We start from the raw sequence: 26,759 nt of genomic DNA, 5'->3' as shown, positions 1-26,759 counted from the left end.
TACTGTCCGGTAATCCACGCAGAATCACGGACGAGAGGCCGCAGATGAGCAAGACGAACCCCGGCAACTTCTTCGAGGACTTCCACGTCGGCCAGGTCATCGAGCACGCCACGCCGCGCACGGTGACCGAAGGCGACCGGGCTGCGTACGGTTCGCTCTACCCGACTCGCTTCGCGGTGCCCTCGAGCGCTGCCTTCGCGGCCTCGGTCGGGCTGGAGCTGCACCCCGTCGAGGAGCTGATCGGCTTCCACATCGCCTTCGGCAAGACCGTCCCGGACGTATCGCTGAACGCCATCGCCAACCTCGGCTACGCCGAGTGCCGCTTCCATCGGCCCGTGGTGCCGGGCGACACGCTCTCGACGAGGTCCGAGGTCATCGGGCTCAAGCAGAACTCCAACGGCAAGTCCGGTGTCGTCTACGTACGCTCCACGGCCACCAACCAGCGTGGCGAGGTCGCCATCGACTGGGCGCGCTGGGTGATGGTCCACAAGCGGGTCTCGACAGGCTCGACCACCGAGGGAACCGCCGCCCCCGAGACGGTGATCCCGGAGCTGGCGACGGCGGTCGACGCCAAGAACCTGATCGTGCCCGAGGGCCTCGACTTCTCGTCCTACGACTTCACCGCCGCCGGTGAGCCGCACCGGCTCGCCGACTACGAGGTCGGCGAGAAGATCGACCACGTCGACGGTGTCACCCTGACCACCTCCGAGCACCAGCAGGCCACCCGCCTGTGGCAGAACACCGCGAAGGTGCACTTCAACGTCGAGGCACGGCCCGATGGGCGCAACCTCGTCTACGGCGGCCACATCATCTCCCTGGCCCGTGCGCTGTCGTTCAACGGCCTCGCCAACGCCCAGCTCATCGCCGCGATCAACGCCGGCGCCCACACCTCCCCGGCCTTCGCGGGCGACACCGTCTACGCCTGGTCGGAGGTGCTCGACCGCGTGGATACCGACGCCCCGGGTGTCGGCGCGCTCCGCCTGCGCCTGGTCGCCACCAAGGGGCGCGACGAGTCGATGACCCTGCGCGGTGAGGACGGAAAGTACGCCCCCGGGGTGCTGCTCGACCTCGACTACTGGGCGCTCATCCCTGCGTAAGGAGCACGTCATGGCAGTGAAAAAGGCTCTCTTCGTCTCCGGATCGGCCCAGGGGATCGGCAAGGCGATCGTCGAGAAGTTCGCGGCGCAGGGCTGGTTCGTCGGGATCTACGACATCGACGCCGACCTGGCTCGCGACGTGGCAGCACTCCTCGGCTCCGACTCGGCGATCGGTGGTGCGCTCGACGTCACCGACCCGGCGTCCTGGAACGCGGCGCTCGAGGAGTTCGCCACCGCCGCAGGCGGTCGTCTCGACCTGCTGGTCAACAACGCCGGCATCCTGCGTGCCGGGCGCCTGGCCGACGTCGACCTGGCCATGCATCACCAGACCATCGAGATCAACGTCAACGGTGTGATCAACGGCTGCCACACGGCCTACCCCTACCTGCGGGCCACCCCCGGCGCGGGCGTCATCAACGTCTGCAGTGCGAGTGCGATCTACGGGCAGCCGGAGATCGCCTCCTACAGCGCGTCGAAGTACGCCGTGCGCGGGCTCACCGAGGCGCTGGAGCTGGAATGGCGCAAGGAGGGCATCCGGGTGCAGGCGGTCTGGCCGCTGTGGGTGAAGACAGCGCTGCTGGAGGGCAACGCGGCCTCGTCCCACGAGACCCTGGGCATCCGGCTCACGGTCGAGGACGTCGCCGACCAGGTCTGGGAGATGGCTCAGCCGCGCAAGGGCCTGTTCCGGCTGCCGAAGGTGCACACCACCGTCGGGTTCCCCGCCAGGGCACTCTCGACCGCTGCCGACCTCGCACCCAACCTGTTCGTCCGTCAGGTCAACCGGTTCATCACTCGGGCCTGAGGATTCGGCTGGGCGCGCGGCTGGTTTGATAGGGCCATGGCCCTCTACCTCGTCAGGCACGGCACCACCGAGTGGTCGCTCAACGGTCGGCACACCTCCCGCACCGATCTCCCGCTCCTTCCCGAGGGGGAGGAGGCTGCCAAATTGCTCGCGTCCCGGCTTCAGGACCAGAAGTACGCCGCGGTGCTGACCTCCCCACGACAGCGGGCGCTGCGTACGGCTGAGCTCGCGGGTTTCCCCGATGTCGTCGTCACCGACGACCTGGTCGAGTGGGACTACGGCGACTACGAGGGCATCACCACCCCGGAGATCCACCGCACCGACCCCGGCTGGAGCCTGTGGACCGCGAAGACGCCCGGGGGAGAGCCCGCGGCCGCCGTCCAGGAGCGGCTGGCCCGTGTCGCCACGGCTGCCCGCGAGCGCGACGGTGACACCCTGGTCTTCTCCCACGGCCACGCCCTGTGCGCGCTGGCGGCGGTGTGGCTGGAGCTCCCGGTCAGCGAGGGACGGTTCTTCAGGCTGGACACCGCCACCGTCTCGATGCTCGACACCCACCACGGCCAACCCGTGGTGAAGTATTGGAATACATAGCTCGTCCATAGCCCGCCTGGGTGGTGTCGCGCGGGCTGGTGTGATCCCTGATCAGGTGGCCGTGACATCCCGCGGCCGCCCGAGGAGGGCAGCTGTGGCACGTCGTGTGATCGTCCACGCCGGCGCGATGAAGTCCGGCACCACGTCCTTGCAGCACGCGCTCTACGCGCATCGGGATCACCTGACCGACCTGGGCATCCTCGTCCCCGGCAAGACGTGGCGAGACCAGGCGGACGCGGCGCCAAGGAAGGGGGCCGGAGACCGTCCCTGATTGGGAGCCCGACGACGCCGCTCCTGCCGCTCGTGCGTGCGCTGAAGCGGTCGAGGCACTCGCCGACCTGGTCGAGTGGGCGGTCCGGCGCACCCGCGGGAGAAACGCGGCCCGCGCTTGACCGAATCGGCAGTAGGAGTCACCGTTGTGGGGTGGCTTTAGCGGAGGGATGTCCACGCTGCGCGACGCCGGTGGCGCGCATCGGCGCCGGCGGCAGCCGGTCCTGCCCCGAGCACGGCGTGGTGACCCCGGTGTGGCGTACGGACAAGGCGTCCTACGAGGACCTGGTGCAGGTTCTCGCGCTGGCCGGTGAGGTGCCCACCTATGTTCCCTGGCCGGTCGAGACGGGGTGGTCGATCGCCGACCTCGCCGTGGTCGGCGACGAGGCCAAGGGTTCGGCGACGATGCTCACGTGGACCGGGGTGACCCCCGACGACGGACCGGTCGAGCTGACCATCGTCACCGAGGAGGCCGGCGTCGGGCTGGGCGCTCGGTGCGCGCGTACGGAAGGCCGCGATCCTGGTGTCGACGCCTGCACCGGGCCACCCACGACGAAGATCCGCGTCGCCGGGCAGATGGTCCCGCTGTGGCCGATCACCCAGTGGACCAACGGGGCCGAGGAGTGGGAGCGGTCGGTGCTGGTCGGGGAGGCCGCCGGCCGCTGGCTGTGGCTGGTCTTCCGGCCGGCCACGGCGATGCTGACGCTCCAGGACGGCTGGCACTTGCGCCAGGTCGACGATCTCGGCGTCCAGATGGTCGAGCTGCCCTTCGGTGAGACCGGAGGCTCCTGGTGGGACCACTAAGATGATCGAGTGCGCATCGACCTCCATACTCACTCGCGGGTGAGTGACGGGACCGATTCGCCCGCCGAGCTGGTCCAGGCGGCCAAGGCCGCCGGGCTCGATGTCGTCGCGATCACCGACCACGACACCGCCGCCAGCTGGGACGAGGCGGCCGCGGCTGCCGCGGAGGTGGGCATCGGGCTGGTGCGGGGCATGGAGATCAGCACCGACCACCTCGGCCACAGCGTGCACCTGCTGGCCTACCTGCCCGACCGGACCCACCCGCCGCTGGTCACCGAGCTCGCCCGTGTCCTGGCGGGCCGTGACGGGCGGCTGCCGCTGATGCTGGACCGGCTGGCGCGTCTCGGCATCGAGGTGTCGCTCGAGGACGTGGCGGCCGTCTCCGGAGATGCCGCCGCCTCCGGGCGTCCGCACCTGGCCGACGCGCTTGTCGCCAAGGGAATCGTGCGCAGTCGAGACGAGGCGTTCAACCGCTACCTCGGGGCCGGGAAACCTGCCAACGTCAGCCGCTACGCCGCCCCGCTCGAGCCCATGATCCGCACCGTCGCCGCCGCCGGCGGCGTGACCGTGATCGCCCATCCGTGGGGACGTTCCGGACACCAGCAGCCGGACGAGGCGGCCATCTCCACGCTGGTCGACGCGGGCCTGTCCGGGCTGGAGGTCGACCACCAGGACCACACCCCGGAAACGCGCGAGAAGCTGCGGGTGATCGCCCGCAATCTAGACCTCGTGGTGACCGGTTCCAGCGATTACCACGGCACCGGGAAGGTGGGTCACCATCTGGGAGTGAACACCACCGCACCAGCCGAGTACGAGCGGCTCCTGGAGCGCGCCGCCGCCGCCTCGGCAGCTTCCGGACGCGTCACCCCCGAGGTCGTACGTTGACCGAGATCTTCGTTTCCACCTTCGTGACGCTCTTCGTGATCATGGACCCGGTCGGCACGATCCCGATCTTCCTGTCGCTGACCGCGGGACAGTCACCGGCCAAGCAGCGCCGTGCGGCGCTGCTCGCGGTCGCGGTCTCGTTCCTGGTGATCACGATCTTCGCGCTGTTCGGACAGGCGATCCTGCACTTCCTGCACATCTCCCTCGAGGCGCTGCAGTGTGCCGGCGGCCTGCTTCTGCTGCTGGTCGCCCTCGAGCTCCTCACCGACAACTTCGACGACCCTGTCGCCGCCGCCGGAGCCAACGTGGCCCTGGTGCCGCTCGGCACCCCGCTCCTGGCCGGCCCCGGCGCGATCGTCGCGACCATGGTCTTCACCCAGGAGGTCGACTCCGTCGGGACCGCCTTCGGGCTCGGCCTCGGACTCATCGTCGTCCACCTCGCCCTCTTGGTCGCGATGGTCTTCTCCATCCCGATCCTCAAGGTCCTCAAGGAGTCCGGCGTCCTGCTCATCACCCGGATCGCCGGACTGCTGCTCTCGGCGATCGCCGTCCAGATGGTCGCTGACGCGGTCATGACCTTCGTCGCGAACGCTTGAGCCCGGCTCGGCTACCTGCGGCCCAGGGACTGGAACTTCTGGAGTACACCGGTCGGGACCGCTCGCGCGAGGGTGGCGAGGGCCTTGTAGCGCTTGCTCGGGATCGAGAAGATCTTGTCGCTCTCGTAGTCCTCGAGCGCCTCACGGACCAGGTCGTCGACGTCGAGCCACATCCACTCCGGGGCGGAGTCGTAGCCGGAGCCGAGGCGCTCGTGGAACTCGGTCTTGGTGAAGCCCGGAAGCAGGGCCATCACCTTGATCCCCTTGCCGGCGTACTCGTTGTGGGCCCACTCGGTGAAGGAGTTGATCCACGCCTTGGCGGCCGAGTAGGTGCCGCGAGGCAGGTAGGAGGCGACGGAGCCGACGTTGATGATGCCGCCGTGGCCGCGGGCCACCTGGGCGCCCAGCGCGGCGTGGGACAGGCGCAGCGGCGCGATGACGAGCACCTGTGCCATTGCGGTCTCCTCGTCGGCGGTGTTGTCGAGGAAACGGTGCTTGAGGCCGTGCCCGGCGTTGTTGACCAGCAGGTCGACCGGATGGTCGGCGTCGGCCAGGCGAGCCTCGACCCGGGCCAGGTCGGCGCTGTTGATCAGGTCGGCGCGGAGGACCTCTACGTCGATGCCGTGAGCGTCGGTCAGGTCTTTCGCGACGCCGTTGAGACGCTCCTCGTCACGGGCGACGAGGACGAGGTCGTGACCGCGGGCGGCGAGCTGCTGGGCGAAGGCCAGTCCGATGCCGGCTGTCGCGCCGGTGATCAGGGAGGTGGGTTTCGACATGGGGCAATCCTGCCACCGCGAGGCACGCGGAGGATCCGGGTATCAGACCGACCGTCCGCCAGCGGAACCCGGGTTTCTGTCTGTCGTGTGACAGTTGACTTGCGGTCACCGGAGTTTGGATGATGTTCGACGTGGATTTCGCAGGCGTACTCGGACGCGCGGTGGAGAAGTGAGCCGCGGCGGGCGGCACCGGACGAGATCTCGGCCTCTCCGGCGCGCAAAGATGCTCTTCGCGGCATCCCTGCTGACCGCGGCCGGCCTGTACGTCGGGATCGAGGTGGTCGCCGAGCCTCCGGCAGACGGCCGGCCCAGCATGACCGCCGGCGGTGTGAAGATGGGCGCCGGCGATGAGGTTCGCGCCCCGGTCATGCCGCCCGACGCCCAGCGCGAGGAGGACACCACGCGCCACGTCGCCGCCTGGATCGCCACTGCGGAGAAGATGCTGCCGGCCGACTCCGGCAGTGGACGCCGGGCGGTCTTCTCGATCAGCCGTCAGCGGGTCTGGATCGTCTCCGCGGCGGATCGGCCGCGGCGTACCTATCCGGTCTCGGGCAGCGTCTACGACAACCTGAAGCCCGGCACCTACCGCGTCTTCTCCCGTTCCAAGCACGCCAGGGGGATCGACGACTCGGGCAGGATGAAGTGGTTCGTACGCTTCACCAAGGGCCCCAACGCCGCGATCGGGTTCCACAACATCCCGGTCGACAAGGGCAAGCGCGTACAGTCCCGCGCCCAGCTCGGCACCCCGCTCTCGCACGGGTGCATCCGCCAGGCGGAGCCGGACGCGAAGGCGATGTGGCGCTTCGCGCGGATCGGCACCAAGGTGGTCGTCACCGAATAGGGCATGCAGCCGAAAGAACACATCCCCAGCGGAGCTCCGCTGGGGATGTGTTTCTTTACCTACATGCCTTGATGAAGGAACCGGCTCGGCGAGCTCAGTCCGTCTTCGTCGCCGAGCTGTTCGAGGAGCGGCGGCGCCGGCGGCGCCGGGGCGCGGAGCCCTCGGTCTCGCCGTCGGCCGGCTTCGTCGCAGACTCTGCAGATCCGGCACCAGCCGGAGCGGCGGCCTTGTCGACGGCCTGGCCCCCGCGGGAGCGGGTGCGCTGACGGTCGCGGTTGCGCGGAGCACGCTCACGCTTCTCGCCGTCCTTCTCGGAGTCCTTCTCCTTGGGCTTGGCGGGCGCGGCGGCCTTGATCCGGCCCTTGGTGCCCTTCGGGATGCCCATGTCGTGGAGGAAGTGCTCTGAGGAGGAGTAGGTCTCCTGCGGCTCGTCGAAGGGAAGGTCGAGAGCCTTGTTGATCATCTTCCACTTGTGCAGGTCGGCCCAGTCGACGAACGTGACCGCGACGCCGGAGGCGCCGGCGCGGCCGGTGCGACCGATGCGGTGGACGTAGGTCTTCTCGTCGTCCGGGGTGGTGTAGTTGACCACGTGGGAGACGCCGGTGACGTCGATGCCACGAGCGGCGACGTCGGTGGCCACCAGGACCTCGACCTTGCCGTCACGGAACTTCTGCATCACGCGCTCACGGGCAGCCTGCTGCATGTCCCCGTGGAGAGGAGAGGCTGGGAAGCCACGCTCGGCGAGGTCGTCGGCGACCCGCTGAGCCTGTCGCTTGGTGCGGGAGAAGACGACGATCTTGTCGTGGTCCTCGCACTGCAGCAGGCGACCGATCATCTCGGTTTTGTCGAGGTCGTGGGCCTGGTAGACGAACTGTGCGGTGGCGGGCACCGTCTCGCGCTCGCTCGCCGACTCGGCGCGGATGTTCATCGGGTGGCGCATGTAGGAGCGGGCCAGCGCCACGATCGCACCCGGCATGGTGGCCGAGAAGAGCAGCGTCTGGCGGGTCTCCGGAGTGAGGGTGACCAGTTTCTCCACGTCGGGCAGGAACCCGAGGTCGAGCATCTCGTCGGCCTCGTCGAGGACGAGGGCGTGCACGTGGGAGAGGTCGAGGACCTTGCGGTTGGCCAGGTCGATCAGGCGACCCGGGGTGCCGACCACGATGTCGACGCCCTTCTCCAGCGCGTCGAGCTGGGGGTCGTAGCCGGCGCCGCCGTAGACGGTCAGCACACGGAGACCGCGGTCGACGGAGATCATCGAGATCTCGGCGGAGACCTGCATGGCCAGCTCGCGGGTCGGCGCCACGATCAGCGCCTGCGGCTTGCCCTGGGGCAGGTCGACGTAGTCGGGGTCCTTGGGGGAGACGCTGCGCTGCACGACCGGGATGCCGAAGGCCAGCGTCTTGCCGGAGCCGGTGCGGGCCTGGCCGATCATGTCGGTGCCCTGGAGGGCGACCGAGAGCGTCATCTCTTGAATGGGGAACGGGGTGGTGATGCCTTTGCGCTCGAGCGGAGCGCAGATCTCGGGGTGAACACCGAGGTCCTTGAACGTCGTCATGATTTCGTCGCTACTCGCTTGTCTCATCGAATGCGGCGAGCGACTCACGGGTGTCTCGAGCTTGCCAAGCGAGTGCCACGCCGCGCACATACGGGATCCAGACCGCCGCGATACAGAGCTGAGTATCAGCGGTGCTGGGTCGGTCAAAATGCATTCTATCGGTAGGGTTCTCCCGTGGTTGCATCGTCAGAGTTCACGGGTCCTCAGGATCCCTTCGAGGATCCCGTCTACAAGGCCGCTGTCATCGACCTGCTGGGAGCTGTCGCCTATGGCGAGGTCTCGGCCGTCGAGCGGCTGACCGACGACGCCAAGATGGCGCCGTCGCTGGCGGACAAGACGGCTCTGCTCGCGATGGCGGCTGCCCAGCACGCCAAGATCCAGCCGGTGCTCGACCGGCTGGAGGAGCTCGGCGCCGATTCCTACGCGGCGATGGAGTCCCTGCGCGCCGGGTTCGACGAGTTCCACATCCACACGAGTCCGGCGGACTGGTGGGAGTCGCTGGTCAAGGCGTACGTCGGTGACGGGCTCGCCAACGACTTCTATCGCGAGATCGCCGGCTTTCTCGACGAGGAGACCCACAAGCTCGTGGTGACCACCCTCGAGGACGCCGGGCGGGCCGACTTCGTCGTGGACCGGGTCCGGGCCGGCATCGAGGCCGACCATCTCATCGGCGGACGGCTGGCTCTGTGGGGTCGTCGCCTCATGGGGGAGGCCCTCACCCAGGCGCAGCAGGTGGCAGCCACCCGCGAGGGGCTCAGCGAACTGATCACCGGCGATCATCTTCCCGGTCTCGACCTCGGCTCGATCGGCGAGATGCTCACCCGCCTCACCCAGCGTCACATCGAGCGCATGGGCAAGCTCGGACTTGAACACTGACAGCCCAGAGATCCTCTGGACCGGTTGGCAGGGAGCGCAGATCGCTCCCGATGCCACCGGTGTGTGGACGTCGCCCGAGGTCAGTCCCGGATTCTCCTTCGGCGAGCTGATCGCCTCCTGGAACGTCGTGACGCCGCCTGGGACATGGGTGGAGGTCGCGGCTCGGGTGGTTGCCGAGTCGGGGGAGCGGAGCGGCTGGCTGGTGCTGGCCCGCTGGTCCTCGGACCCGGCCTTCACCTCCACCTCCGTCGCCGGCCAGGACGACGCGATCGCGGACGCTGCAGACGACACGATCCTGGGCCGGGACGGGCGCAGGTTCACGGCGTTCTCGTTGCGGCTGAGTCTGCACGGTGCTGCTGGGAGCCTGCCGCAGGCCAGCCTGCTCGGAGCGATGGCCTCGGCGAACGTCCGGGACTCGGTGCCCGGGCCGGGGCCGGTGGCTCGTGGGACGGTGGTGAGGGGCGTACCGGCCTATTCGCAGCAGCTCCATCGTGACCGCTATCCGCACTGGGACGGCGGCGGCCAGTCCTGGTGCAGCGCCGCGTCGACGGCGATGATCGCCGACTTCTGGGGCGTCGGTCCGACTCTCGAAGAGACGGCCTGGGTGGACTACGAGACCCCCGAACCGCAGGTTCCGTTCACCGTTCGGGAGGTCTACGACGAGTCCTTCGGCGGCGCCGGCAACTGGGCCTTCAACACCGCCTATGCGGGCGCGCGGGGGCTGGTCGCGTACGTCACCAGGCTCCGCTCCTTCGCCGAGGCCGCGCGGTTCGTCGAGGCCGGGATCCCGCTCGTGTTCGCCGTCTCCCACCAGGAGGGCGAGCTGACCGGCGCGGGGTATGTCACCAACGGCCATCTGCTGGTGCTGGTCGGCTTCGGTGACGACGGTGACCCGATCGTCCACGACCCTGCCTCCCACAAGATCGCCAGCGACGCGGAGGTGCGAGCGACGTACGACCTCGGCGAGCTAGATCGAGCCTGGGCCCGCTCCGGGCGCGTCGTCTACGTCGTCCGGCCGCCGGAGGTTGCCCCGCCGGAGCCGCCGGCGCAACCGAACTGGTGACGCCGCCAGACGTGTAACACGTCGTTCGTAGTACTACTCGCCCTTTATAACGACCGGATAGACCTACGAACGACGTGTTACACGAGTTCGAGCCCTCCGCAGAGCACTCCAACCAAACGAAAGCGGTCCCACCCCAGAGGGGCGGGACCGCTTCGCTGTGACCTGGGTGAGGCTCAGGCCTTGGTCTTTCCGGTGACACCTGCGGCCACGACGACCGCGATGGCGGCGACGACGACCTGCCAGAGGTGACGCCACCAGTCGATTCCCTTGGACGTGTTCCACATGTCGTAGTCCGGGTTGCCCGCCACGTTGCCGGCCACGCCGAAGATGGCGTAGTAGATCCAGCCGCCGACGAGCATGCCGACGATCCCGCAGATCACGACCAGCCAGAACGGAATGTTGTCCCGACTGCCCGGGGCGAGGAACTTGCCGAGGAGCCCGATGATGACCCCACCGACGAGCACGGTGATGATGGTCCCGATCATGCCCAATCCCTTCAGGTTGAATGCGGCGCGATTAATGCGCCGATCACTCGATAGTGCACCTGTTGGTACCCGAATGCACGGGCAACATGGCCAAAAACCGGAAGTTCGCCCCAGGAATCAGGGCCATCCCTGATTAGTGCCGTCCGTAGTGGTTCAGCCCGCGAACCCGACCTTGCCGACCTTGGCCGGGCCGAGCTCGATGTAGGCGAGCTTGTCGGTCGGGACGATGACCTTGCGGCCCTTGCTGTCGGTCAGAGCGAGCACGGCGCCGCCGCCGAGGGCGTCGGCGATGAGCTTCTCCACCGACTCGCTGGACTCCTCGGTCTCTACGACGAGCTCACGGGCGGCCTGCTGGACGCCGATCTTGACCTCCACGGGTCCTCCTTGCGATGGGTCGATCAATGCTTCGGAATCCTCTCACACAGAAGGTGAGGAACCCCGTCGTTGCGCTATGGGCGGAATCAATCCGTCTTCGGGTAGCCGCCGATGCCGCGCCAAGAGAGCCCGGCGACCAGGCGGGCCGCGTCGGCCTGCGACAGGTCGCCGTTGTCATGGAGCCAGTAGCGCGCGCTGACCTGGATCTGGCCGACGAGGCCGACCGCGAGGAGGTGGGAGGCAGCGGGGCCGAATCCGGTGTCCTCGGCGATGATCTCGGCGATCACCTCGGCGCACTCGTTGGTGACCCGGTCGACCTGCTCGCGCACGGCGGGGTCGTTGGTCAGGTCGGACTCGAAGACGAGCCGGAAGGCACCGGACTCCGATGCCACGTAGTCGTAGAAGACCTCGACGGTGCGTGCCACGCGCTCCTTGTTCTCGTCGGTCGAGGCCAGTGCCTCCCGGGTGCGATCGATGATCTCGTTCGCGGACTTCTCCAGGAGGGCGAGATAGAGGTCGAGCTTGCCGGGGAAGTGCTGGTAGAGAACGGGCTTGGAGACCCCGGCCCTCTCGGCGATGTCGTCCATCGCAGCAGCGTGGAAGCCGTAGGCGACGAAGACCTCGAGAGCGGAATCGAGGAGTTGGGCTCGTCGCTCCGTTCGGGGCAGTCGCGCCCCTCGCGGTCGAGTGGGGTCGAGCTCGGATTGGTGCGTGGTCACGCCAGCAGCCTACCCGCTGGTACTCGGATCGCGGGACGCGTCGTCGCCTCCTCCACGGATGAGGGAACATGGAGAAGTGCCCGCGGTGTTCAAGCAGGCATACGTACGTCCGAACTGAGGAGCCGTTGTGTCCCTAGCCCCGCTCGTGGAGCCCGCTGACGAGCTGACGATCGACGAGGTGCGCCGCTACAGCCGCCACCTCATCATCCCCGACGTCGGCATGGACGGGCAGAAGCGCCTGAAGAACGCCAAGGTGCTGGTCATCGGTGCCGGCGGTCTCGGCTCGCCCGCCCTGCTCTACCTGGCCGCAGCCGGCGTCGGCACCCTCGGCATCGTCGAGTTCGACGAGGTCGACGAGTCCAACCTGCAGCGCCAGATCATCCACAAGCAGTCGACGGTCGGCCAGCCGAAGGCCGACTCGGCCGCGGCGGCGATCCGGGAGGTGAACCCGTACGTCGACATCGTGCTGCACGACGTGCGCCTCGACAACGACAACGTGCGCGAGATCTTCACCGGCTACGACCTGATCGTCGACGGCACCGACAACTTCGCGACCCGCTACATGGTCAACGACGCCGCCTACTTCCTGGGCATCCCCTACGTCTGGGGCTCGATCTACCGCTTCGACGGCCAGGCCTCGGTCTTCGCGCCGACGATCGGTGAGGACGCGCCCTGCTACCGCTGCCTCTACCCGGAGCCCCCGCCCCCGGGCATGGTCCCCTCCTGCGCCGAGGGCGGCGTGCTGGGTGTGCTCTGCGCCTCCATCGGGTCCATCCAGGTCAACGAGGCCATCAAGATGCTGACCGGCATCGGTGAGCCGCTCGTCGGCAAGCTGATGATCTACGACGCACTCGAGATGGAGTACCGCAAGCTGAAGGTCCGCAAGGACCCCAACTGCGCGCTGTGCGGCGAGAACCCGACCGTCACCGACCTGATCGACTACGACGCCTTCTGCGGTGCGCTCTCGACCGAGGCGGCCGACGCCGCGGTCGGCTCCACCGTCTCGGTCACCCAGCTCGCCGAGATGATCAAGGAGCGCGAGGAGGGCAGCCGCGACTTCGTCCTCGTCGACGTGCGCGAGCCGAACGAGTACGAGATCAACAAGATCCCCGGCGCCGTGCTCATCCCGAAGGGCGACTTCCTCAACGGCAACGCGATCCCGCAGGTCGCCGAGCTCACCTCAGATGGTGCCAAGCCGCTGGTCTTCCACTGCAAGAGCGGCGTACGCAGCGCCGAGGTGCTCGCGATCGCCAAGGGTGCCGGCTACGCGGACGCGGTCCACGTCGGCGGTGGCGTGGTGGCCTGGGTCAACCAGATCGACCCGAGCCAGCCGTCGTACTGACCGGTCCTTCCGGTGGGCCTGGGCAGGCCCGAGGACCGGGTTACTGAACTGTTGGCCAGCGGTGGCCCCACTGGGGCCGCCGCTGGCTTTCTATGTGAGGGACGTACCCGATAGTTTTGCCGCGCAGCTGCGGGGGGCGGAGTTGCACCAGTGCACGAACCCCGGAGGATCGACGTTGTCCACACGCGCTCGTCTCAGCGCGACGCTCGCCGGTGCCACTCTGGCCGGCGGACTGTTTCTCGGAGCCCCTGCCAACGCGAGCGGCCAGGCCCCGGAGCCTGTCTCCGGAGTTGCTGTCGGTACGGCGATCGACCCGGATCGACTGGAGTCGAACGTCGCGGACCCGACCCGCGGCGTACCTCCGTCGTACGTCTTCGCCGGGGTCGGTGCGCTGCTGATGGGAGCGGGTGTCGGGCTGGCCGTCCGACGACGGCGGGCTGAGGCTGTGGCACGCTCGGCCGAGTGAGTCACGGCTACCACCACCACGAGCCTCCCCGTCCTCGACGTCGCCAACCGAGCCTGAGGACCTTCATCGGGGAGATCTTCGTCGTCGTCCTGGTGGTCGCGGTCGCGGTGCTCGGCTATGCCGCCTACGACTACTACACCAAGCTCGACGAGGCGAAGAAGAGCACCTCGACCCCGCCGGGGACCACCTCCTCGATCCCGGCCGAGGCCCTGGCCGAGGTGCCGAAGAAGAAGGGAAAGGTACGCGGCGTCTCCATCCCCTCGCTCAACGTGCACGCCGACGTGGTGCCGCTGGCGATGGAGCAAGGCACGCTCACCCCGCCTGCTGACGCCTCGCTCATGGGTTGGTGGAAGGGCGGCGCCAAGCCCGGGGCCGATGACGGCTCGGTGCTGATCGTCGGCCACACCCTGCACAACGGAGGCGGCATCCTCGACCGGCTGGGCGAGGTGAACGAGGGTGACGAGATCGTCGTGCGGACCAAGGACGGCGAGTTCAGCTACACCGTCCGGTCGGTGCGGAATCTCTCCAAGGAGCAGGTCGCCAAGCGGAGCGCGAAGCTCTTCGATCCCGATGGGAAGCCGAAGCTGGTCGTGGTGACGTGCGACGACTGGGACGGCACCTCCTTCCAGGGCAACACCGTGGTCGTGGCGGTGCCGTAACCCGCGGCCACCGCGCGTCGTTACTTGTGAGTCACATCACCTACAGAACGAGGCCCCCACATGCTCCGTATCCGCCGTTCGACACGCCGCGCCGCAGCCATCGCCGCCGGCGCTCTCGCCGCCGCCTTCGTCCCCGCGCTGATCCCGGCTCCGGCCCAGGCCTGGGCGCCGGCCGACACGGCCACCATCACCCCGGGCGTGCAGATGTACACCAACGGTGCCCAGTGCACCGCCAACTTCGTCTTCGCCGACTCGGCGGCGAACGTCTACGTCGGCTACGCCGCTCACTGCGCGGGTCTCGGCGAGGCCACCGACACCAACGGCTGCGCCGCGGAGTCGCTCCCGCTGGGCACGCCGGTGACCTTCAACGAGGGCGGTTCGCTGCTGAGCGAGGGCACCGTCCTGGGGAAGGGGAAGCTGGCGTACTCCTCCTGGCTGACCATGAAGAGGCAGGGCACCACGGACGAGAACACGTGCGCCTACAACGACTTCGCGCTGGTCAAGGTGGACGCCGCCGACGCGGGCAAGGTCAACCCGACCGTGCCGATCTGGGGCGGCCCCACGGGCATCGACACCGACGGGACCGTGGCCGGTGACAAGGTCTACTCCTACGGCAACTCCTCGATCCGCGCCGACATCGACCTGCTCTCGCCGAAGATCGGCCTCTCCCTCGGGGACAGCGTCAACGGCACCCGGTGGTCGCACCCGCTCTACAACCTCACCCCGGGCATCCCCGGAGACTCCGGCTCCGGCTTCCTGAACGCGGAGGGCAAGGCCGTCGGCACCCTGTCGACGCTCGGTCTGCTCCCGCTGCCGGCGTCCAACAACATCGGTGACATGGACCTCGAGCTGAAGTACGCCCAGGCGAACTCGGGCATCTCCGGTCTGCGTCTGGTCAACGGCACCGAGCCGTTCAGCCCCATCCTCTGACGCCGCTGCCCTCGGTCGGTCATGCCGCGCTAATGTGCGCGACATGAGCGAGCGCCAGCGAGCGACCATGAGGGTCAGGTCGCCGCGTCCGTATGGTTGCGCTTGCGCTACGGAGGCGGCGACATGACCGACCGGGAGGCGTACGTAGAAGCCGTTCTGCGTCTTGTCGAGCAGATCCCACGCGGGCAGGTGACGACGTACGGTGCGATCGCCGACGCTCTCTTCGACGAGTTCGGGGGCGGTCCGCGGCAGGTCGGCTCGGTGATGGCACGCGAGGGCGCCGGGATGCCGTGGTGGCGGGTGGTGCGGGCCGACGGCTCGCTCCCCGCCTCCCACGGTGAGGAGGCCCGGCAGGCCTATCTCGAGGAGGGCACCCCGCGCCGTGTCTCGGGGGCGGTGGACCTGCGTGCCGCGCTGTGGCTGCCACCTACGATGAGCATGTGATGTATCGCGTCCTCCACGCCGTCGTGCCACCCCTTCTCCGGGCCGTCTGGCGCCCCACGGTGACGGGGGCCGAGAACGTCCCACGTACCGGCGGGGTGATCCTGGCCAGCAACCACCTCAGCTTCGCCGACTCGATCGTGATCCCGTCGGTCTCACCCCGGCCGGTGCACTTCCTGGCCAAGTCCGACTACTTCACCGGCACCGGTCTCAAGGGTGCGGCCCAGAAGGCGTGGTTCGAGGGGCTCGGGATGCTGCCGGTGGACCGCGACGACCCGCAGGCGGCGCTCGGCTCGCTGGAGGTGGCCCTGGAGGTCCTCGGCAATGGCGAGGCGTTCGGGATCTATCCGGAGGGCACCCGCTCCCGCGACGGCCGGCTCTATCGCGGCCGTACGGGGGTGGCGCACCTGGCGCTGACCGCAGGCGTCCCTGTGGTGCCGGTGGGTCTGCGGGGGACCGCTGAGCTTCAGCCGGTGGGATCGAGCCTGCCGCGCCTGGCGAAGGTCACCGTCGCGTTCGGGCAGCCGATCCAGGTGGCGGGCCGCTTCGACGGCGTACCTCTCGGCAAGGCTCGCCGGGTGATCACCGACGAGGTGATGGCGGCGATCGCGGTGCTGAGCGGCCAGGAGGCGGCCGGTGTCTACAACGAGCGGCCGGCCGACGTCTGATCGTCTGTTGCGCTGCCTGTTGCGTCGAGGCGAGAAGAGGCGCACTCTGGAAGGTGACCGAGCAAATCAGAGGGCTAGCAGCCGAGGTGAGGCAGATGGCCACCACGACCGTGTTGCAGGACGAGCTGCGCCGCAAGCACGACGAGCTCGCTGGGCGCCTGGCCCATGCTCGGAGCATCATCGCCAGGCCCGAGCAGACCCGTCGGGGCTGTCCACCGATCGACCAGTTCAACGCCGGTACGTCTCGACACCTGCACGCCGTGGACGAGGCGCTGCTGCCCGCAGTCTCCGCCAACTGCGAGGGCGGCGACGGTCTGGTCCATGACTATCTCCCCACCGCGCGGCACCTGGAGGTGTTGGTCTTCCACGTGAAGGCGCACGAGTACGGCTCCACCTGGGAGACCACCCACTCGTGGCCGACGCTGTGGGGCGAGGTCGAGAAGGCCCTCGACGCTCAGCAGGAGAAGGAGGACGAGCTGGTCTCGCACCTCGCGGCGGAGGTCTCCGACGACGTGCTCCTGCTCGTCGCCGAGCGGATCATGGCGGCCGAGCGCAGGGCGCCCTCCCGCCCACATCCCCGCCTCCCGCACACGGGCCTGCCCGGCAAGGTCGTACGCCGCGTGGCCCGTCCCGTCGACGCGATCTGCGACGCGCTCGAGAACCGCTCGGTCGGCGGTCCGAAGCCGCTGCCGCACAAGAAGCCTGGACTGTTCTGGCAGTACCTGCTCGGCGACCCGCGCTTCCCCGACGATCCGGCCAACGAGACCCGGCACAATGGGCCGGGTGACCGCTGACCCCATCACCTCCGTACTCGACCTCGCGCCGCACCCCGAGGGCGGCTCGTTCCGACAGAGCTGGGCCGCAGCCGAGACCGTCACCCTGCCCGACGGGCGGGTTCGTCCGACCGCGACCCTGATCTACTTCCGGCTCCTGGCGGGGGAGTCGTCCGCGTGGCACCGCGTCACCTCCGACGAGATCTGGCTGGCGCACACCGGTGTGGTGTCCCTGCAGCTCGGTGGCTCCGACACGGCCCCTGTCGAGGGCGAGATCGTCCGTGTCGGGGTGGACGTCGCCGCCGGCCAGGTGCCGCAGGCCGTCGTGCCGGCGGGGGTGTGGCAGCGTACGGTCCCCTCGTCCGAGGACGCCCTCGTCTCCTGTGTGGTCTCGCCGGGGTTCGACTTCGACGACTTCGAGCTCGCCCGAGAATCAGGCGTTGCGGAGTAGACCCGATGGAGTACACCTTCGAAGGGGCCGTCATCGAGTGGCGCGGTCCGGCGCCGTTCTACTACGTCCCCATGCCCGTGGAGGACGCCGAGGACCTCAAGGAGGACGCTCGGGGCCTGGAGTACTGGGGCCAGGTCGCGGTCACCGCCACGATCGGCGAGACGACCTTCACCACCGCGCTCTTCCCCAAGGACGGCACCTACCTGCTTCCGCTGAAAGCCGTCGTCCGGCGGGCCGAAGGGATCGATCTCGACGACGTCGTCGGGGTCCGGATGCGGCTGGGTCACGACGTCTGATCGGGCCGCTGCAGGGACCCCTGAAAAGTGTCGGTGTCGTCTGATTAGGTAGGGCCCGTGAGTGTCGCCTACCGCCTTGCCCCGCCGCCGAGCGCAGCCGCCGTGCCGGTGCTCGACGAGCACCAGCGCTCGGTCGTGGAGCACCCCGGCGGCCCACTGCTCGTGCTGGCCGGGCCCGGGACAGGCAAGACGACCACGTTGGTGGAGGCGGTCGTCGACCGGATCGAGAACCGCGGCGTGCGGCCCGACCAGCTGCTGGCGTTGACCTTCTCCCGCAAGGCCGCCGAGCAGCTCCGCGACCGGGTGACGGCGCGGCTGGGGCGCACCCTGTCGGGGGCGGTCTCCTCGACGTTCCACTCCTTCGCCTACGGGCTGGTGCGGCGCTATGCGCCGGCCGAGCTCTACACGGCGCCGCTGACGCTGCTCTCCGCGCCCGAGGCCGACGTGGTCCTGCAGGAGCTGCTGTCCGATCACCCGGAGTCGGTGCGCTGGCCGGAGAGGTTCCGGATGGCGGTCGGCACCCGCGGGTTCGCGCGCGAGGTGCAGACGGTGATCGCGCGGGCACGCGAGCGCGGGCTCGATCCCGACCAGCTGGTGGCGCTCGGCCGTGACGAGGGGATCGAGGAGTTCGTCGCAGCCGGATGGTTCCTGGAGCAGTATCTCGACGTGCTCGGCGCCCAGGCGGCCATCGACTACCCCGACCTGATCATGCGCGGGGTGATCGAGGCCGAGCGGCATGCGGCCGAGCTCCGGGCCGAGTTCACCTGCGTGTTCGTGGACGAATACCAAGACACCGACCCGAGCCAGGTCGCGCTGCTGCAGGCGCTGGCCGGCGACGGCCGCGACCTGATCGTCGTCGGCGACCCGGACCAGTCCATCTACGGTTTCCGGGGCGCGGACGTCAACGGGATCCTCGACTTCCCGGCTCAGTTCCTGACCCGGGAACGCCGACAAGCGCCGGTGGTGGCCCTGGGGACCACCCGTCGCTTCGGGTCGCGGCTGCTGCGGACCTCGCGGTCGATCGCGGCTGGGATCTCGGTGCGCGGCTCGATCCCGGTCGCCGCCTACGACACCTTCCGCAACCCGCACCCATTGGCCCAGGACCCGGGGCGGGCCGAGGTGCTCACCTTCGACACCGACCGGGCCGAGACCGAGCACATCGCCGACCTGCTCCGCAGGGCTCACCTCGAGGACGGCATCGACTGGTCCGACATGGCCGTCCTGGTGCGCTCGGGCCGCACCTCGATCCCGCAGCTGCGCCGGTCGTTGACCGCAGCCGGTGTCCCGGTCGAGGTCGCCTCCGACGAGACCCCACTGGTCCGCGAGCCGGCCGCCGCGGTCCTCCTCGACGCGCTCGGGATCGTCGTCGACACCGCCGTCGAGTCGGAGCTCGATGAACGTTACGTACGTCCCGAGCGATGCGAGGAGCTGCTCACCGGTCCGCTCGGCGGGCTCGATGCGACCGACGTCCGCGCGCTGACCCGCACGCTCAGGGCGAGGTTTCCCGACGTCTCTGCGAGTGATCTCGTACGCCGCGCCGTGCTCGATCCCGTTTCGTTGGTCGAATCTGGCGCCTCCCCGTCGGTCGGGGCCACTTCGTTCAGACCCGGTGAGCGCCAGCGAGCCGGTGTCGAGACCAACACAGTCCCATCGAGCGCCGACGAGGACCGTGTGGGTCTCGACACGGATTCGTTCGTACCTCACGAATCCGGCTCGGTCAGCGGGGATGGCCCGACCAGCGGGGATGGCTGGACCAGCGGGGGCGGTTCGACCAGCCGCGGCGAGGAACGAGTGCTCGGGCGCGTACGCCGACTTGCGGATCTTCTCGCCGAGGCGCGCCGCGTGCTGGCGGGCGGTGCTGGGGCGGAGCAGGTGCTCTGGACACTGTGGGAGGGCGCCGACTGGGGCCAGCGGCTGCGGGCGCAGGTCGAGTCGGGTGGCTCTGCGGCGCGGCTGGCCCATCGCGACCTGGACGCGGTCGTGGCGCTCTTCGACACCGCCGCCAAGATCGAGGGCCGCCAGGAGTTCACCTCGGTCGAGACCTTCCTGGCCACGCTTCGTGCCCAGGAGATCCCGGCCGACACCTTGGCCGACAAGGGTGTGCGCGGCTCGGCGGTTCGGCTGCTCACCGCCCACCGGTCCAAGGGGCTGGAGTGGGGGCTCGTCGTGGTCGCCCACGTCCAGGAGGGCGCCTGGCCCGACCTGCGGCGTCGCGACTCGCTCCTCGGGCCCGACCGGATCGCTCCGGCGCTCCCGGACGGCCACCACGGTGGGCTGCTGCCCCCGCTGACCCGCTCGGCGATGCTCGCCGAGGAGCGCCGACTCTTCTACGTCGCCGCCACCCGCGCCCGCTCCCGGCTCGTGGTGACCGCGGTGAAGTCTCCCGACGACGACGGCGACCAGCCGTCTCGGTTCATCAACGAGCTCGGCCTGCGCGAGGACCAGATCCGTCACCGAATCGGCCGGCCGGCAAGACCGCTGTCGTTGGCCGGTCTGGTCGCTGAGCTGCGCCGCACCGCGGCAGATCCGGCTCAGCCGGCCGCGCTGCGGGAGGCGGCCGCGAGAAGGCTGCAGAAGCTGGCTGCCACCGAGGTGCGCGGCAAGCGGATCGCGCTCGCCGCCGACCCGTCGACCTGGTGGGGGCTGCGGGCCCCGACCTACGCGTCTGCTCCGGTCCGGGCCGAGGACCGGCCGATCACGCTGAGCGCGTCGGCGTTGGAGGCGATCCTGACCTGTCCTGCGCAGTGGTTCCTGGCTCGCGAGGCCGGCGGTGCGGTCACCGACTCCTCCTCGCAGGGGTTCGGCAAGGTGGTGCACGCGATCGCCGAGCAGCTCGCCCGCGGCGTCCTCGACGCTGCCACGGTCGAGGACCTGATGCCGTTCGTGGATGAGGTGTGGGGCCGCCTCGAGTTCCGTACGCCCTGGTCGGCCGCCCGCGAGCGCGAAGCGGTCCGCGAGGTGCTCGCCCGGTTCCTGACCTGGCATCGGCGCCCCGGTGCGCGCACCGTGATCGGGTTCGAGGAGCAGCTGACCGCGAAGATCTCTCTTCCCAGCGGGGAGACCGTGCGACTCAACGGCTACGCCGACCGGCTGGAGCTCGACGAGAGCGGAAGGATCGTGGTGGTCGACCTGAAGACCGGGAAGTATCCGCCCACCGCGCAGGAGGTCAAGGAGCACGGCCAGCTCGGCCTCTACCAGTTGGCGGTCGAGCACGGCGCGGCATCGTCGCTGGCGCCGGGTGCGACCTCCGGAGGAGCGGAGCTGATCCAGCTGCGCCATCCGGCGGGTTCGGGGAGCGAGCTGCCGAAGGTGCAGGTGCAGGCACCCGAGCCGCCCGAGATCATCACCCAGCTGGAGAAGGCGGTGGCGACGGTCCGGGCCGAGGAGTTCGTGGCCAGGCCCGGCAAGCAGTGCGACCGGTGCCAGTTCGTCGCGCTCTGCCCGGCCCAGACCTCGGGATCGGTGCTGTCGTGAACCCGGAGACGACGCCCGCGATGACGGTCGAGACCCCCGAAGAGCTCGCCAAGCTGATGGGCCACGACTGGCTCTACAGCGAGGAGCAGTTCCGCGCGATCACGGCTCCGCTGGAGCCGGCCGTGGTGATCGCCGGCGCCGGCTCCGGCAAGACCGCGGTGATGGCGGCTCGAGTCGTCTGGCTGGTCGCCACCGGTCGCGTACTCCCTGGTGAGGTGCTCGGTCTGACCTTCACGACGAAGGCAACGGCCGAGCTGGCCACCCGGATCCGGGAGTCGCTGCAGAAGGCAGGTCTGTGGCCCGAGCGGCGCGAGGGTCCACCGCGGCCCGGAGAGGAGGACGAGGAGCCCGCTGAGCCGACGGTGGCGACGTATCACTCCTACGCCTCCGGGCTGCTCTCCGAGCACGGCCTGCGGATCGGCCACGAGCCGGACACCCGGCTGATCGCCGATGCGACCCGCTACCAGCTCGCGGCTCGGGCCGTGGCCCGCCACACCAACCCGGTGGAGAAGCTGACCGACTACCCGAAGCTGGCCGTCCAGCAGCTGCTCGCGCTCGACTCCGAGCTGTCCGAGCACCTCGTCGACCCCGCCACGCTGCGTGCCTACGACCGCAACGAGCGAGCGCTGTTCGCCCTCGAGGTGGCTGATCTCAACGCACAGCTCGCCGACGGGAAGCGGGTCAAGACCAAGCTGAACAAGGTCGAGAAGGCGATCGACGCGATCGACAAGCGCTACGAGCTGCTCGATCTGGTCGACGGCTACCGCCGTCTGAAGGAGCGGCTCGGGCTGATGGACTTCTCCGACCAGATCGCTCTCGCGGCCCGGCTGGCCGAGGAGACCCCCGAGGTCGGGGAGATCGAGCGTGGGAAGTTCAAGGTGGTTCTGCTCGACGAATACCAGGACACCTCGGTGGCCCAGGCCAAGATGCTCGCTCGTCTCTTCGGTGACGGGCATCCGGTGACCGCCGTCGGCGACCCCAACCAGGCGATCTACGGCTGGCGCGGTGCGTCGGTGAGTAACATCCTCGAGTTCTCCAAAGACTTTCCTTCGAAGCGTTCTCCGGAGGGGGTCTCGACAGGCTCGACCTCCGGGCGTGGCCGAGCATATTCGCTGACCGTCAACCGCCGCTCGGACGCGCGCATCCTCGACACCGCCAACCATCTGGCCGCCCAGCTCTACGAAGGGCGCGAGAAGGAGCGGCTGGTCGCCGCCGAGGGGGCGCGCGACGGTGAGGTGCGGGTGCATGTCCACGAGACGTACGACGAAGAGCTGCTCTGGCTGGCCGACAAGGTGATCGAGGCCCATGAGGCGGTCGGGGAGTGGAAGGAGATCGGCGTGCTGACCAGGGACAACTCGCAGGCGGCGGCGGTCTTCGACGCGCTCACCGCACGCGAGATCCCGGTCGAGATCGTCGGTCTCAAGGGGCTGCTCCGGCTGCCCGAGGTCGCCGAGGTCGTCGCCACCATGGAGCTGCTCCACGACGTCACCGCCAACTCCGCGCTGCTCACCCTGCTCGCCGGCCCGCGCTGGGCGATCGGGCCCCGTGACCTCGCCATCCTCGGCCGCAGATCGCGTGATCTGGCTGGGGTCGTCGGCGGCGCGGAGGAGTTCGCCGACGTCGAGCGGCAGCTGGAGGCGGCGGTCGAGGGCACCGACCCCACCGAGATCCCCTCGCTCAACGACGCGCTGGAGGATCCCGGCGACCCCTCCGACTACGACTACTCGCCGCAGGCCAGGGAGCGCTTCAAGCTGCTCGCCGATGAGCTCCGCGGGCTGCGCCGAGCGGTCAACGAGCCGCTCCTCGACCTGGTCCGCCGGATCATCGACGTCACCGGCATCGACGTCGAGCTGGCCGCCTCGGTCTCTCCGGCGGCCTCCGCCCGGCGCGACAACCTCGACCTCTTCGTCCAGGCGGTCGCCGACTTCGAAGGCCTCGACGGCCAGATCACCCTGGCCGCGCTGCTGGCCTACCTGGAGGCGGAGGACGAATACGGCCAGGGACTCGACGTCGCCACCCCGTCGGAGGCCGACTCGGTCAAGCTGCTCACCGTCCACCGTGCCAAGGGCCTGGAGTGGGACGTCGTCTTCCTGGTCGGGGTGACCCACAAGAAGTTCCCCACCGGCCAGACGCGATCGTCGTGGCTGACCGTCCCCTCGGTCATGCCCGCCGCGCTCCGCGGGGATCGCGACGATCTGCCGCAGCTCCAGGGCCACGACGCCGACTCGATCGACGAGCTCCTCGCCGAGCGCAAGGAGCACGAGCGCGTAGAGGAGCTCCGGCTGGCGTACGTCGCCTGGACCCGAGCCCGCCACGTCCAGTTCGTCTCGTGCTGGCGTTGGTCGCCCTCGCTCAAGGAGGGTCGTGGGCCGTCGCTCTACGTGGAGAAGACCCGCGAGGCGCTGTTGCAGTGGGGCGCGAAGCCTGACCGCTGGGCCGAGGTGGTCGTCAAGGGCGAGGAGGAGAGCCCGTACGCCGCGCGGGAGGTCGACCTGCCCTGGCCGATCAATCACCACACGGCCGAGGTGGAGCGCCGACTGGAGGCGGCCAGGCTGGTCCGTGAGGTCGGCCCCGGACCGGACGATCTCGACGATCTCACCCTGCTCGAGACCGTGAACCAGTGGGACGAGGAGATCGAGCGCCTGCTCGCCGAGGCGGCCCGTGAGCGGGCTCCCGAGGTGACCGTTCCGCTGCCGTCGTCGTTGTCGGCCACCGCCATGTCCAAGCTGCGCGACGACCCGCTCGGCTTCGCCGCCGACCTGGTCCGCCCGATGCCCCGCAAGCCGTCCTCCCAGGCCCGTTTCGGCACCCGGTTCCACGCCTGGGTCGAGGCCCGCTTCGGCCAGCAGGACCTCTTCGACCCCGACGACCTGCCTGGTCGTGCCGACCACGGCATCGAGGACGAGTCCGGTCTCGAGGAGGTGATCGCCGCCTTCGAACAGGGCCCGTTCGCCGACCGGCCACCTTTCCGGGTCGAGGCCGCCTTCGCGATCGTCCTGGCAGGTCAGGTCGTGCGTGGCCGGATCGACGCGGTCTACCAGGAGCCCGACGGGACCTTCCTGATCATCGACTGGAAGACCAACCAGACCCAGAACGCCGACCCTCTTCAGCTGGCCCTCTACCGACTCGGTTGGGCCGAGCTCATGGGGCTGCCGTTGTCGCAGGTTCGGGCGGCGTTCTACTACGTGCGTTCTGGGCGGCTCGTCGAGCCTCCTGCTCTTCCTGGGCGGGAGGAGTTGGAGCGGATCGTGGGTGGGGGTTGACGCGGGTTTTGGCACGCGTCAGTGACTGTGTTTTTGGGGTCGGTGGTTGCCGCCGACCCGTTTGGGGAGAATTTTGGCTGGCTATCGGGTCGGCGGCAGGGGTCTGGCGCAGCGGTTTGGGTTGGGCAGGGGCTTGGGCCTGGTGGGAACGGCGCTCTGGTTGGAGGGGTTGGTGGGCTGGTGAAAGACATTTTTCTTTCACCAGCGCGCGCCCCTGTCGCCGGGGCGAACGAATTTTCGTTCGCGCAGAAGGGCGCCTTGTCGTCAGTGGATTTTCTGGCGCCGCGACATATCGGCTACCTGTCGTGGGGGATTCTCCCGTGGCCACGGCGGCCCAGCCCAACCCCGAAAAAGCAGCCCCCAACCAATGTCAGGCCGGGGCCAAGCCGAACGTCAGGCCGAACTACTCAACCGTCCGAGCAACCTCCGGCAGCTGCCCGGACTCACGCAGCGAGTCGAGCAGGTCTCCCGGCATGATCCAGACCGTGGCCAGAGGGAAGGGTCGCTCACGCAGCATCACCGCCCCGGTGACAAACGACGGCTCGCCGGACGGGCAGGAGAAGACGATGTCGTCACCCCACTCCCACTTCCGCTCGACGATGGTGGGAAGCATCCACCACATCAGCCAGTTGCGCTCGGAGTTCATCGCAGGAGGTCTGCGGGGGCAGTTGTTGTCGTAGGCGACGACCGCGTCGGGGTGCTCGGCGAGGATCGAGCGGAGGTCGTCGATGACCGGGCTGGCGTGATCGAAGCGGTCGTGGAACTCGTCGGAGGCCACGTCGGCGACGGCGGAGGCGGTGGTACCGAGCACCAGGACGAGCACGGTCATGACCACCGAGCGCACCCGGTCGCCCGTCCATGAGCTTGGCCGTGGACTCAGTCGCGAGACGGCGGCGAGCAGCGTCCAGATCGCCAGCGGCACCAGAGCGCACAGCGTCGCGATCAGCCAGAAGCGGTTGTCGTTGGTGAACGACGGGATCGGGCCGGGCTGTGGGAACTGACCGTCCGGAAGCGCCCACCAGAACGGGATCGCACCCGGGATGTGGGCCGGTGTGGTGTAGGCCCAGGTCGGTGCGTCGGGGGCGACGACGAGGATGGTCACCAGCGAGGTCCCGGCGGCGATCACCCAGGTCCAGACGAGCACCGCCCGGGAGCGGACGGCCTGGATCGCCGCGCACACCCCGGCCAGCACGAGGACCGCGAAGACCGGGTCGATGTAGCGGCCGTAGATCCAGTAGTCGAAGCGCCGCCACTCCATGGTGAACAGCGCGTACTCGGTGCCCCAGTTCAGACAGCTGAGGACGTACATCGACCCAGCTGCGATCAGCACGAACCCGGCCGGGCCGACCTGCCGTGAACGGAGCTCCTTCCAGAACATCGCGGTCACCACCACCAGGCCGATGATCACGATGCCGAGGCTGCCGACCATCTGCGTCCAGGCCTCGCCGGCGAAGGTGTTGACCCAGAACCGGGGGCTGGCCTCCATGACCTTCTCGAAGAAACCCTGTGCCTGGATGAAGTTCCACGGCACGAGCTGGGCGTGGAACCAGAGCGCGGCCTTGTTGGCGACCACGGCGAGCACACCCGTGGCGACCAGCCCGACGAGGGCGATCAGGGCGACCTGCCGCTTGCGGACCAGGAGGCTGTGGACGAGAAGGCAGACCAGCCACAGCCCGATCGCGGCGACGAAGACCTGCATCCGGGCGTGGGAGAAGAGCGAGAGACCGGCGAGCAGACTGAGCAGGAGTACGCCGCGGTAGGTGGGCTTCGCGTGGAACCGGAACGCGACCAGGGTCGCCACGACGACGAGCAGGGTGATCAGCCGCTCGGAGAGGATGTAGTCGGCCTGGATCGCTCGCGGCGGCAAGGCCATCACGGTGGCGGCGGCGACCACACCCTGCGCCGGCGTGACACCGCTGAGCCGCACCGCGACCCGGGTGAGCGGCCAGATGGTCAGCATGCTGATCGCCAGGCCGACGACGATCGCCATCTTGTAGAAGGTGAACACGTTCGAGGTGACCAGCCACAGCGGTGCCAGCAGGACGCCCCAGCCGGGGTAGTAGCCGGGGGTGTTCAGCTGCGGAGAGTCGAGTCCGAGGACGGTCCGTCCATGGATGACGGTGCCGATCTCGTCGTACATGAACGAGAGGTTGGAGCCCCAGGCGACGTAGATGTTGACCGCCAGTGCGACCACGACGGAGACGACAGCGGCGATGCGCCAGAACCGATCCACGCCGCGGAACATATACCCACCTCATAGG

The 26,759-nt window shown here is 69.1% G+C and carries 27 protein-coding genes; 21 read left to right on the top strand and 6 right to left on the bottom strand.

Annotated elements, in window-relative coordinates:
• Positions 1-44 precede the first annotated feature (44 nt).
• The 7 genes from ABZZ22_RS08375 to ABZZ22_RS08345 all read left to right on the top strand — a co-directional run bounded on the left by ABZZ22_RS08375 (position 45) and on the right by ABZZ22_RS08345 (position 5,045).
• Entirely contained in the window at positions 45-1,097 is a 1,053-nt protein-coding gene (locus ABZZ22_RS08375; RefSeq protein ID WP_354929164.1) for a MaoC family dehydratase, read from the top strand.
• 10 nt (positions 1,098-1,107) lie between these two features.
• On the top strand, positions 1,108-1,899 hold the full coding sequence (locus ABZZ22_RS08370) for an SDR family oxidoreductase (RefSeq protein WP_354929161.1): 792 nt from the start codon (positions 1,108-1,110) through the stop codon (positions 1,897-1,899).
• Positions 1,900-1,935: 36 nt separating this feature from the next.
• Entirely contained in the window at positions 1,936-2,490 is a 555-nt protein-coding gene (locus ABZZ22_RS08365) for a histidine phosphatase family protein (protein WP_354929158.1), read from the top strand.
• A gap of 94 nt (positions 2,491-2,584) precedes the next feature.
• Entirely contained in the window at positions 2,585-2,761 is a 177-nt protein-coding gene (locus ABZZ22_RS08360) for a hypothetical protein (RefSeq protein ID WP_354929155.1), read from the top strand.
• A gap of 152 nt (positions 2,762-2,913) precedes the next feature.
• Complete coding sequence (locus ABZZ22_RS08355; protein WP_354929152.1) at positions 2,914-3,564, top strand: DUF6758 family protein; 651 nt, start codon at positions 2,914-2,916, stop codon at positions 3,562-3,564.
• A gap of 9 nt (positions 3,565-3,573) precedes the next feature.
• Positions 3,574-4,449, top strand: a complete 876-nt coding sequence (locus tag ABZZ22_RS08350; RefSeq protein ID WP_354929150.1) for a PHP domain-containing protein — start codon at positions 3,574-3,576, stop codon at positions 4,447-4,449.
• Positions 4,446-5,045: a MarC family protein gene (locus tag ABZZ22_RS08345; RefSeq protein ID WP_292649082.1), complete on the top strand. Its 600-nt coding sequence runs from the start codon at positions 4,446-4,448 to the stop codon at positions 5,043-5,045. Before ABZZ22_RS08350 ends, ABZZ22_RS08345 begins: the two co-directional genes overlap by 4 nt.
• Positions 5,046-5,056: 11 nt before the next feature.
• Here ABZZ22_RS08345 and ABZZ22_RS08340 read toward each other — a convergent pair whose 3' ends face one another.
• Positions 5,057-5,821 (bottom strand): SDR family oxidoreductase, encoded by a 765-nt coding sequence (locus ABZZ22_RS08340; protein WP_354929147.1) that lies wholly within the window; start codon positions 5,819-5,821, stop codon positions 5,057-5,059.
• Positions 5,822-6,044: 223 nt separating this feature from the next.
• On the opposite strand from ABZZ22_RS08340, the gene ABZZ22_RS08335 reads away from it, so the two are divergent.
• Positions 6,045-6,662, top strand: a complete 618-nt coding sequence (locus ABZZ22_RS08335) for a L,D-transpeptidase (protein WP_354929144.1) — start codon at positions 6,045-6,047, stop codon at positions 6,660-6,662.
• Positions 6,663-6,756: 94 nt separating this feature from the next.
• On the opposite strand, the gene ABZZ22_RS08330 is transcribed toward ABZZ22_RS08335, so the two are convergent.
• Positions 6,757-8,217: a DEAD/DEAH box helicase gene (locus ABZZ22_RS08330; protein WP_354929141.1), complete on the bottom strand. Its 1,461-nt coding sequence runs from the start codon at positions 8,215-8,217 to the stop codon at positions 6,757-6,759.
• Between the two features lie 174 nt (positions 8,218-8,391).
• Here ABZZ22_RS08330 and ABZZ22_RS08325 point away from each other — a divergent pair, with 174 nt between their 5' ends.
• Positions 8,392-9,093, top strand: a complete 702-nt coding sequence (locus ABZZ22_RS08325; protein ID WP_354929138.1) for a ferritin-like fold-containing protein — start codon at positions 8,392-8,394, stop codon at positions 9,091-9,093.
• Positions 9,083-10,156, top strand: a complete 1,074-nt coding sequence (locus ABZZ22_RS08320) for a C39 family peptidase (protein ID WP_354929135.1) — start codon at positions 9,083-9,085, stop codon at positions 10,154-10,156. Before ABZZ22_RS08325 ends, ABZZ22_RS08320 begins: the two co-directional genes overlap by 11 nt.
• Before the next feature lie 173 nt (positions 10,157-10,329).
• Here ABZZ22_RS08320 and ABZZ22_RS08315 read toward each other — a convergent pair whose 3' ends face one another.
• From ABZZ22_RS08315 to ABZZ22_RS08305, 3 genes are all read right to left on the bottom strand, one after another.
• On the bottom strand, positions 10,330-10,641 hold the full coding sequence (locus ABZZ22_RS08315) for a hypothetical protein (RefSeq protein WP_354929132.1): 312 nt from the start codon (positions 10,639-10,641) through the stop codon (positions 10,330-10,332).
• A 153-nt stretch (positions 10,642-10,794) separates the two neighbouring features.
• Entirely contained in the window at positions 10,795-11,016 is a 222-nt protein-coding gene (locus tag ABZZ22_RS08310; RefSeq protein ID WP_292649100.1) for a DUF3107 domain-containing protein, read from the bottom strand.
• 86 nt (positions 11,017-11,102) lie between these two features.
• The gene (locus ABZZ22_RS08305) at positions 11,103-11,735 is read right to left on the bottom strand and encodes a TetR/AcrR family transcriptional regulator (protein WP_354929128.1); all 633 of its coding nucleotides are present in this window, start codon (positions 11,733-11,735) and stop codon (positions 11,103-11,105) included.
• A 127-nt stretch (positions 11,736-11,862) separates the two neighbouring features.
• Between ABZZ22_RS08305 and moeZ the strand changes: the two genes are divergently transcribed.
• The 11 genes from moeZ (at position 11,863) to ABZZ22_RS08250 (ending at position 24,498) form a co-directional block, all read left to right on the top strand.
• Complete coding sequence (gene moeZ / locus ABZZ22_RS08300; protein ID WP_354929125.1) at positions 11,863-13,077, top strand: adenylyltransferase/sulfurtransferase MoeZ; 1,215 nt, start codon at positions 11,863-11,865, stop codon at positions 13,075-13,077.
• 175 nt (positions 13,078-13,252) lie between these two features.
• Positions 13,253-13,543: a hypothetical protein gene (locus tag ABZZ22_RS08295; RefSeq protein ID WP_354929122.1), complete on the top strand. Its 291-nt coding sequence runs from the start codon at positions 13,253-13,255 to the stop codon at positions 13,541-13,543.
• Complete coding sequence (locus tag ABZZ22_RS08290; RefSeq protein ID WP_354929119.1) at positions 13,540-14,202, top strand: class F sortase; 663 nt, start codon at positions 13,540-13,542, stop codon at positions 14,200-14,202. The genes ABZZ22_RS08295 and ABZZ22_RS08290 overlap by 4 nt, the downstream gene beginning before the upstream one ends.
• A 60-nt stretch (positions 14,203-14,262) precedes the next feature.
• On the top strand, positions 14,263-15,132 hold the full coding sequence (locus ABZZ22_RS08285; RefSeq protein ID WP_354929116.1) for a hypothetical protein: 870 nt from the start codon (positions 14,263-14,265) through the stop codon (positions 15,130-15,132).
• A gap of 123 nt (positions 15,133-15,255) precedes the next feature.
• Complete coding sequence (locus ABZZ22_RS08280; protein ID WP_354929113.1) at positions 15,256-15,576, top strand: MGMT family protein; 321 nt, start codon at positions 15,256-15,258, stop codon at positions 15,574-15,576.
• On the top strand, positions 15,576-16,241 hold the full coding sequence (locus ABZZ22_RS08275; protein WP_354929110.1) for a lysophospholipid acyltransferase family protein: 666 nt from the start codon (positions 15,576-15,578) through the stop codon (positions 16,239-16,241). The genes ABZZ22_RS08280 and ABZZ22_RS08275 overlap by 1 nt, the downstream gene beginning before the upstream one ends.
• Positions 16,242-16,336: 95 nt before the next feature.
• Positions 16,337-17,035, top strand: a complete 699-nt coding sequence (locus ABZZ22_RS08270; RefSeq protein ID WP_354929107.1) for a hypothetical protein — start codon at positions 16,337-16,339, stop codon at positions 17,033-17,035.
• Positions 17,016-17,465, top strand: coding sequence for a cupin domain-containing protein (locus ABZZ22_RS08265; protein ID WP_354929104.1), 450 nt, complete (start codon positions 17,016-17,018; stop codon positions 17,463-17,465). The genes ABZZ22_RS08270 and ABZZ22_RS08265 overlap by 20 nt, the downstream gene beginning before the upstream one ends.
• Before the next feature lie 5 nt (positions 17,466-17,470).
• Positions 17,471-17,761, top strand: coding sequence for a DUF1905 domain-containing protein (locus ABZZ22_RS08260; RefSeq protein WP_354929101.1), 291 nt, complete (start codon positions 17,471-17,473; stop codon positions 17,759-17,761).
• Positions 17,762-17,818: 57 nt separating this feature from the next.
• Positions 17,819-21,235, top strand: coding sequence for an ATP-dependent DNA helicase (locus ABZZ22_RS08255; protein WP_354929098.1), 3,417 nt, complete (start codon positions 17,819-17,821; stop codon positions 21,233-21,235).
• On the top strand, positions 21,181-24,498 hold the full coding sequence (locus ABZZ22_RS08250) for an ATP-dependent DNA helicase (protein WP_354929095.1): 3,318 nt from the start codon (positions 21,181-21,183) through the stop codon (positions 24,496-24,498). Before ABZZ22_RS08255 ends, ABZZ22_RS08250 begins: the two co-directional genes overlap by 55 nt.
• Before the next feature lie 403 nt (positions 24,499-24,901).
• On the opposite strand, the gene ABZZ22_RS08245 is transcribed toward ABZZ22_RS08250, so the two are convergent.
• The gene (locus ABZZ22_RS08245) at positions 24,902-26,731 is read right to left on the bottom strand and encodes a hypothetical protein (protein ID WP_354929092.1); all 1,830 of its coding nucleotides are present in this window, start codon (positions 26,729-26,731) and stop codon (positions 24,902-24,904) included.
• Between the last annotated feature and the right edge of the window lie 28 nt (positions 26,732-26,759).

It is taken from the genome of Nocardioides sp. NPDC006273 (genome assembly GCF_040613495.1).
Classification (GTDB): Bacteria; Actinomycetota; Actinomycetes; order Propionibacteriales; family Nocardioidaceae; genus Nocardioides.
Note: the sequence above shows the minus strand (reverse complement) of the source record. Positions and strands in the feature narration are given on the sequence as shown.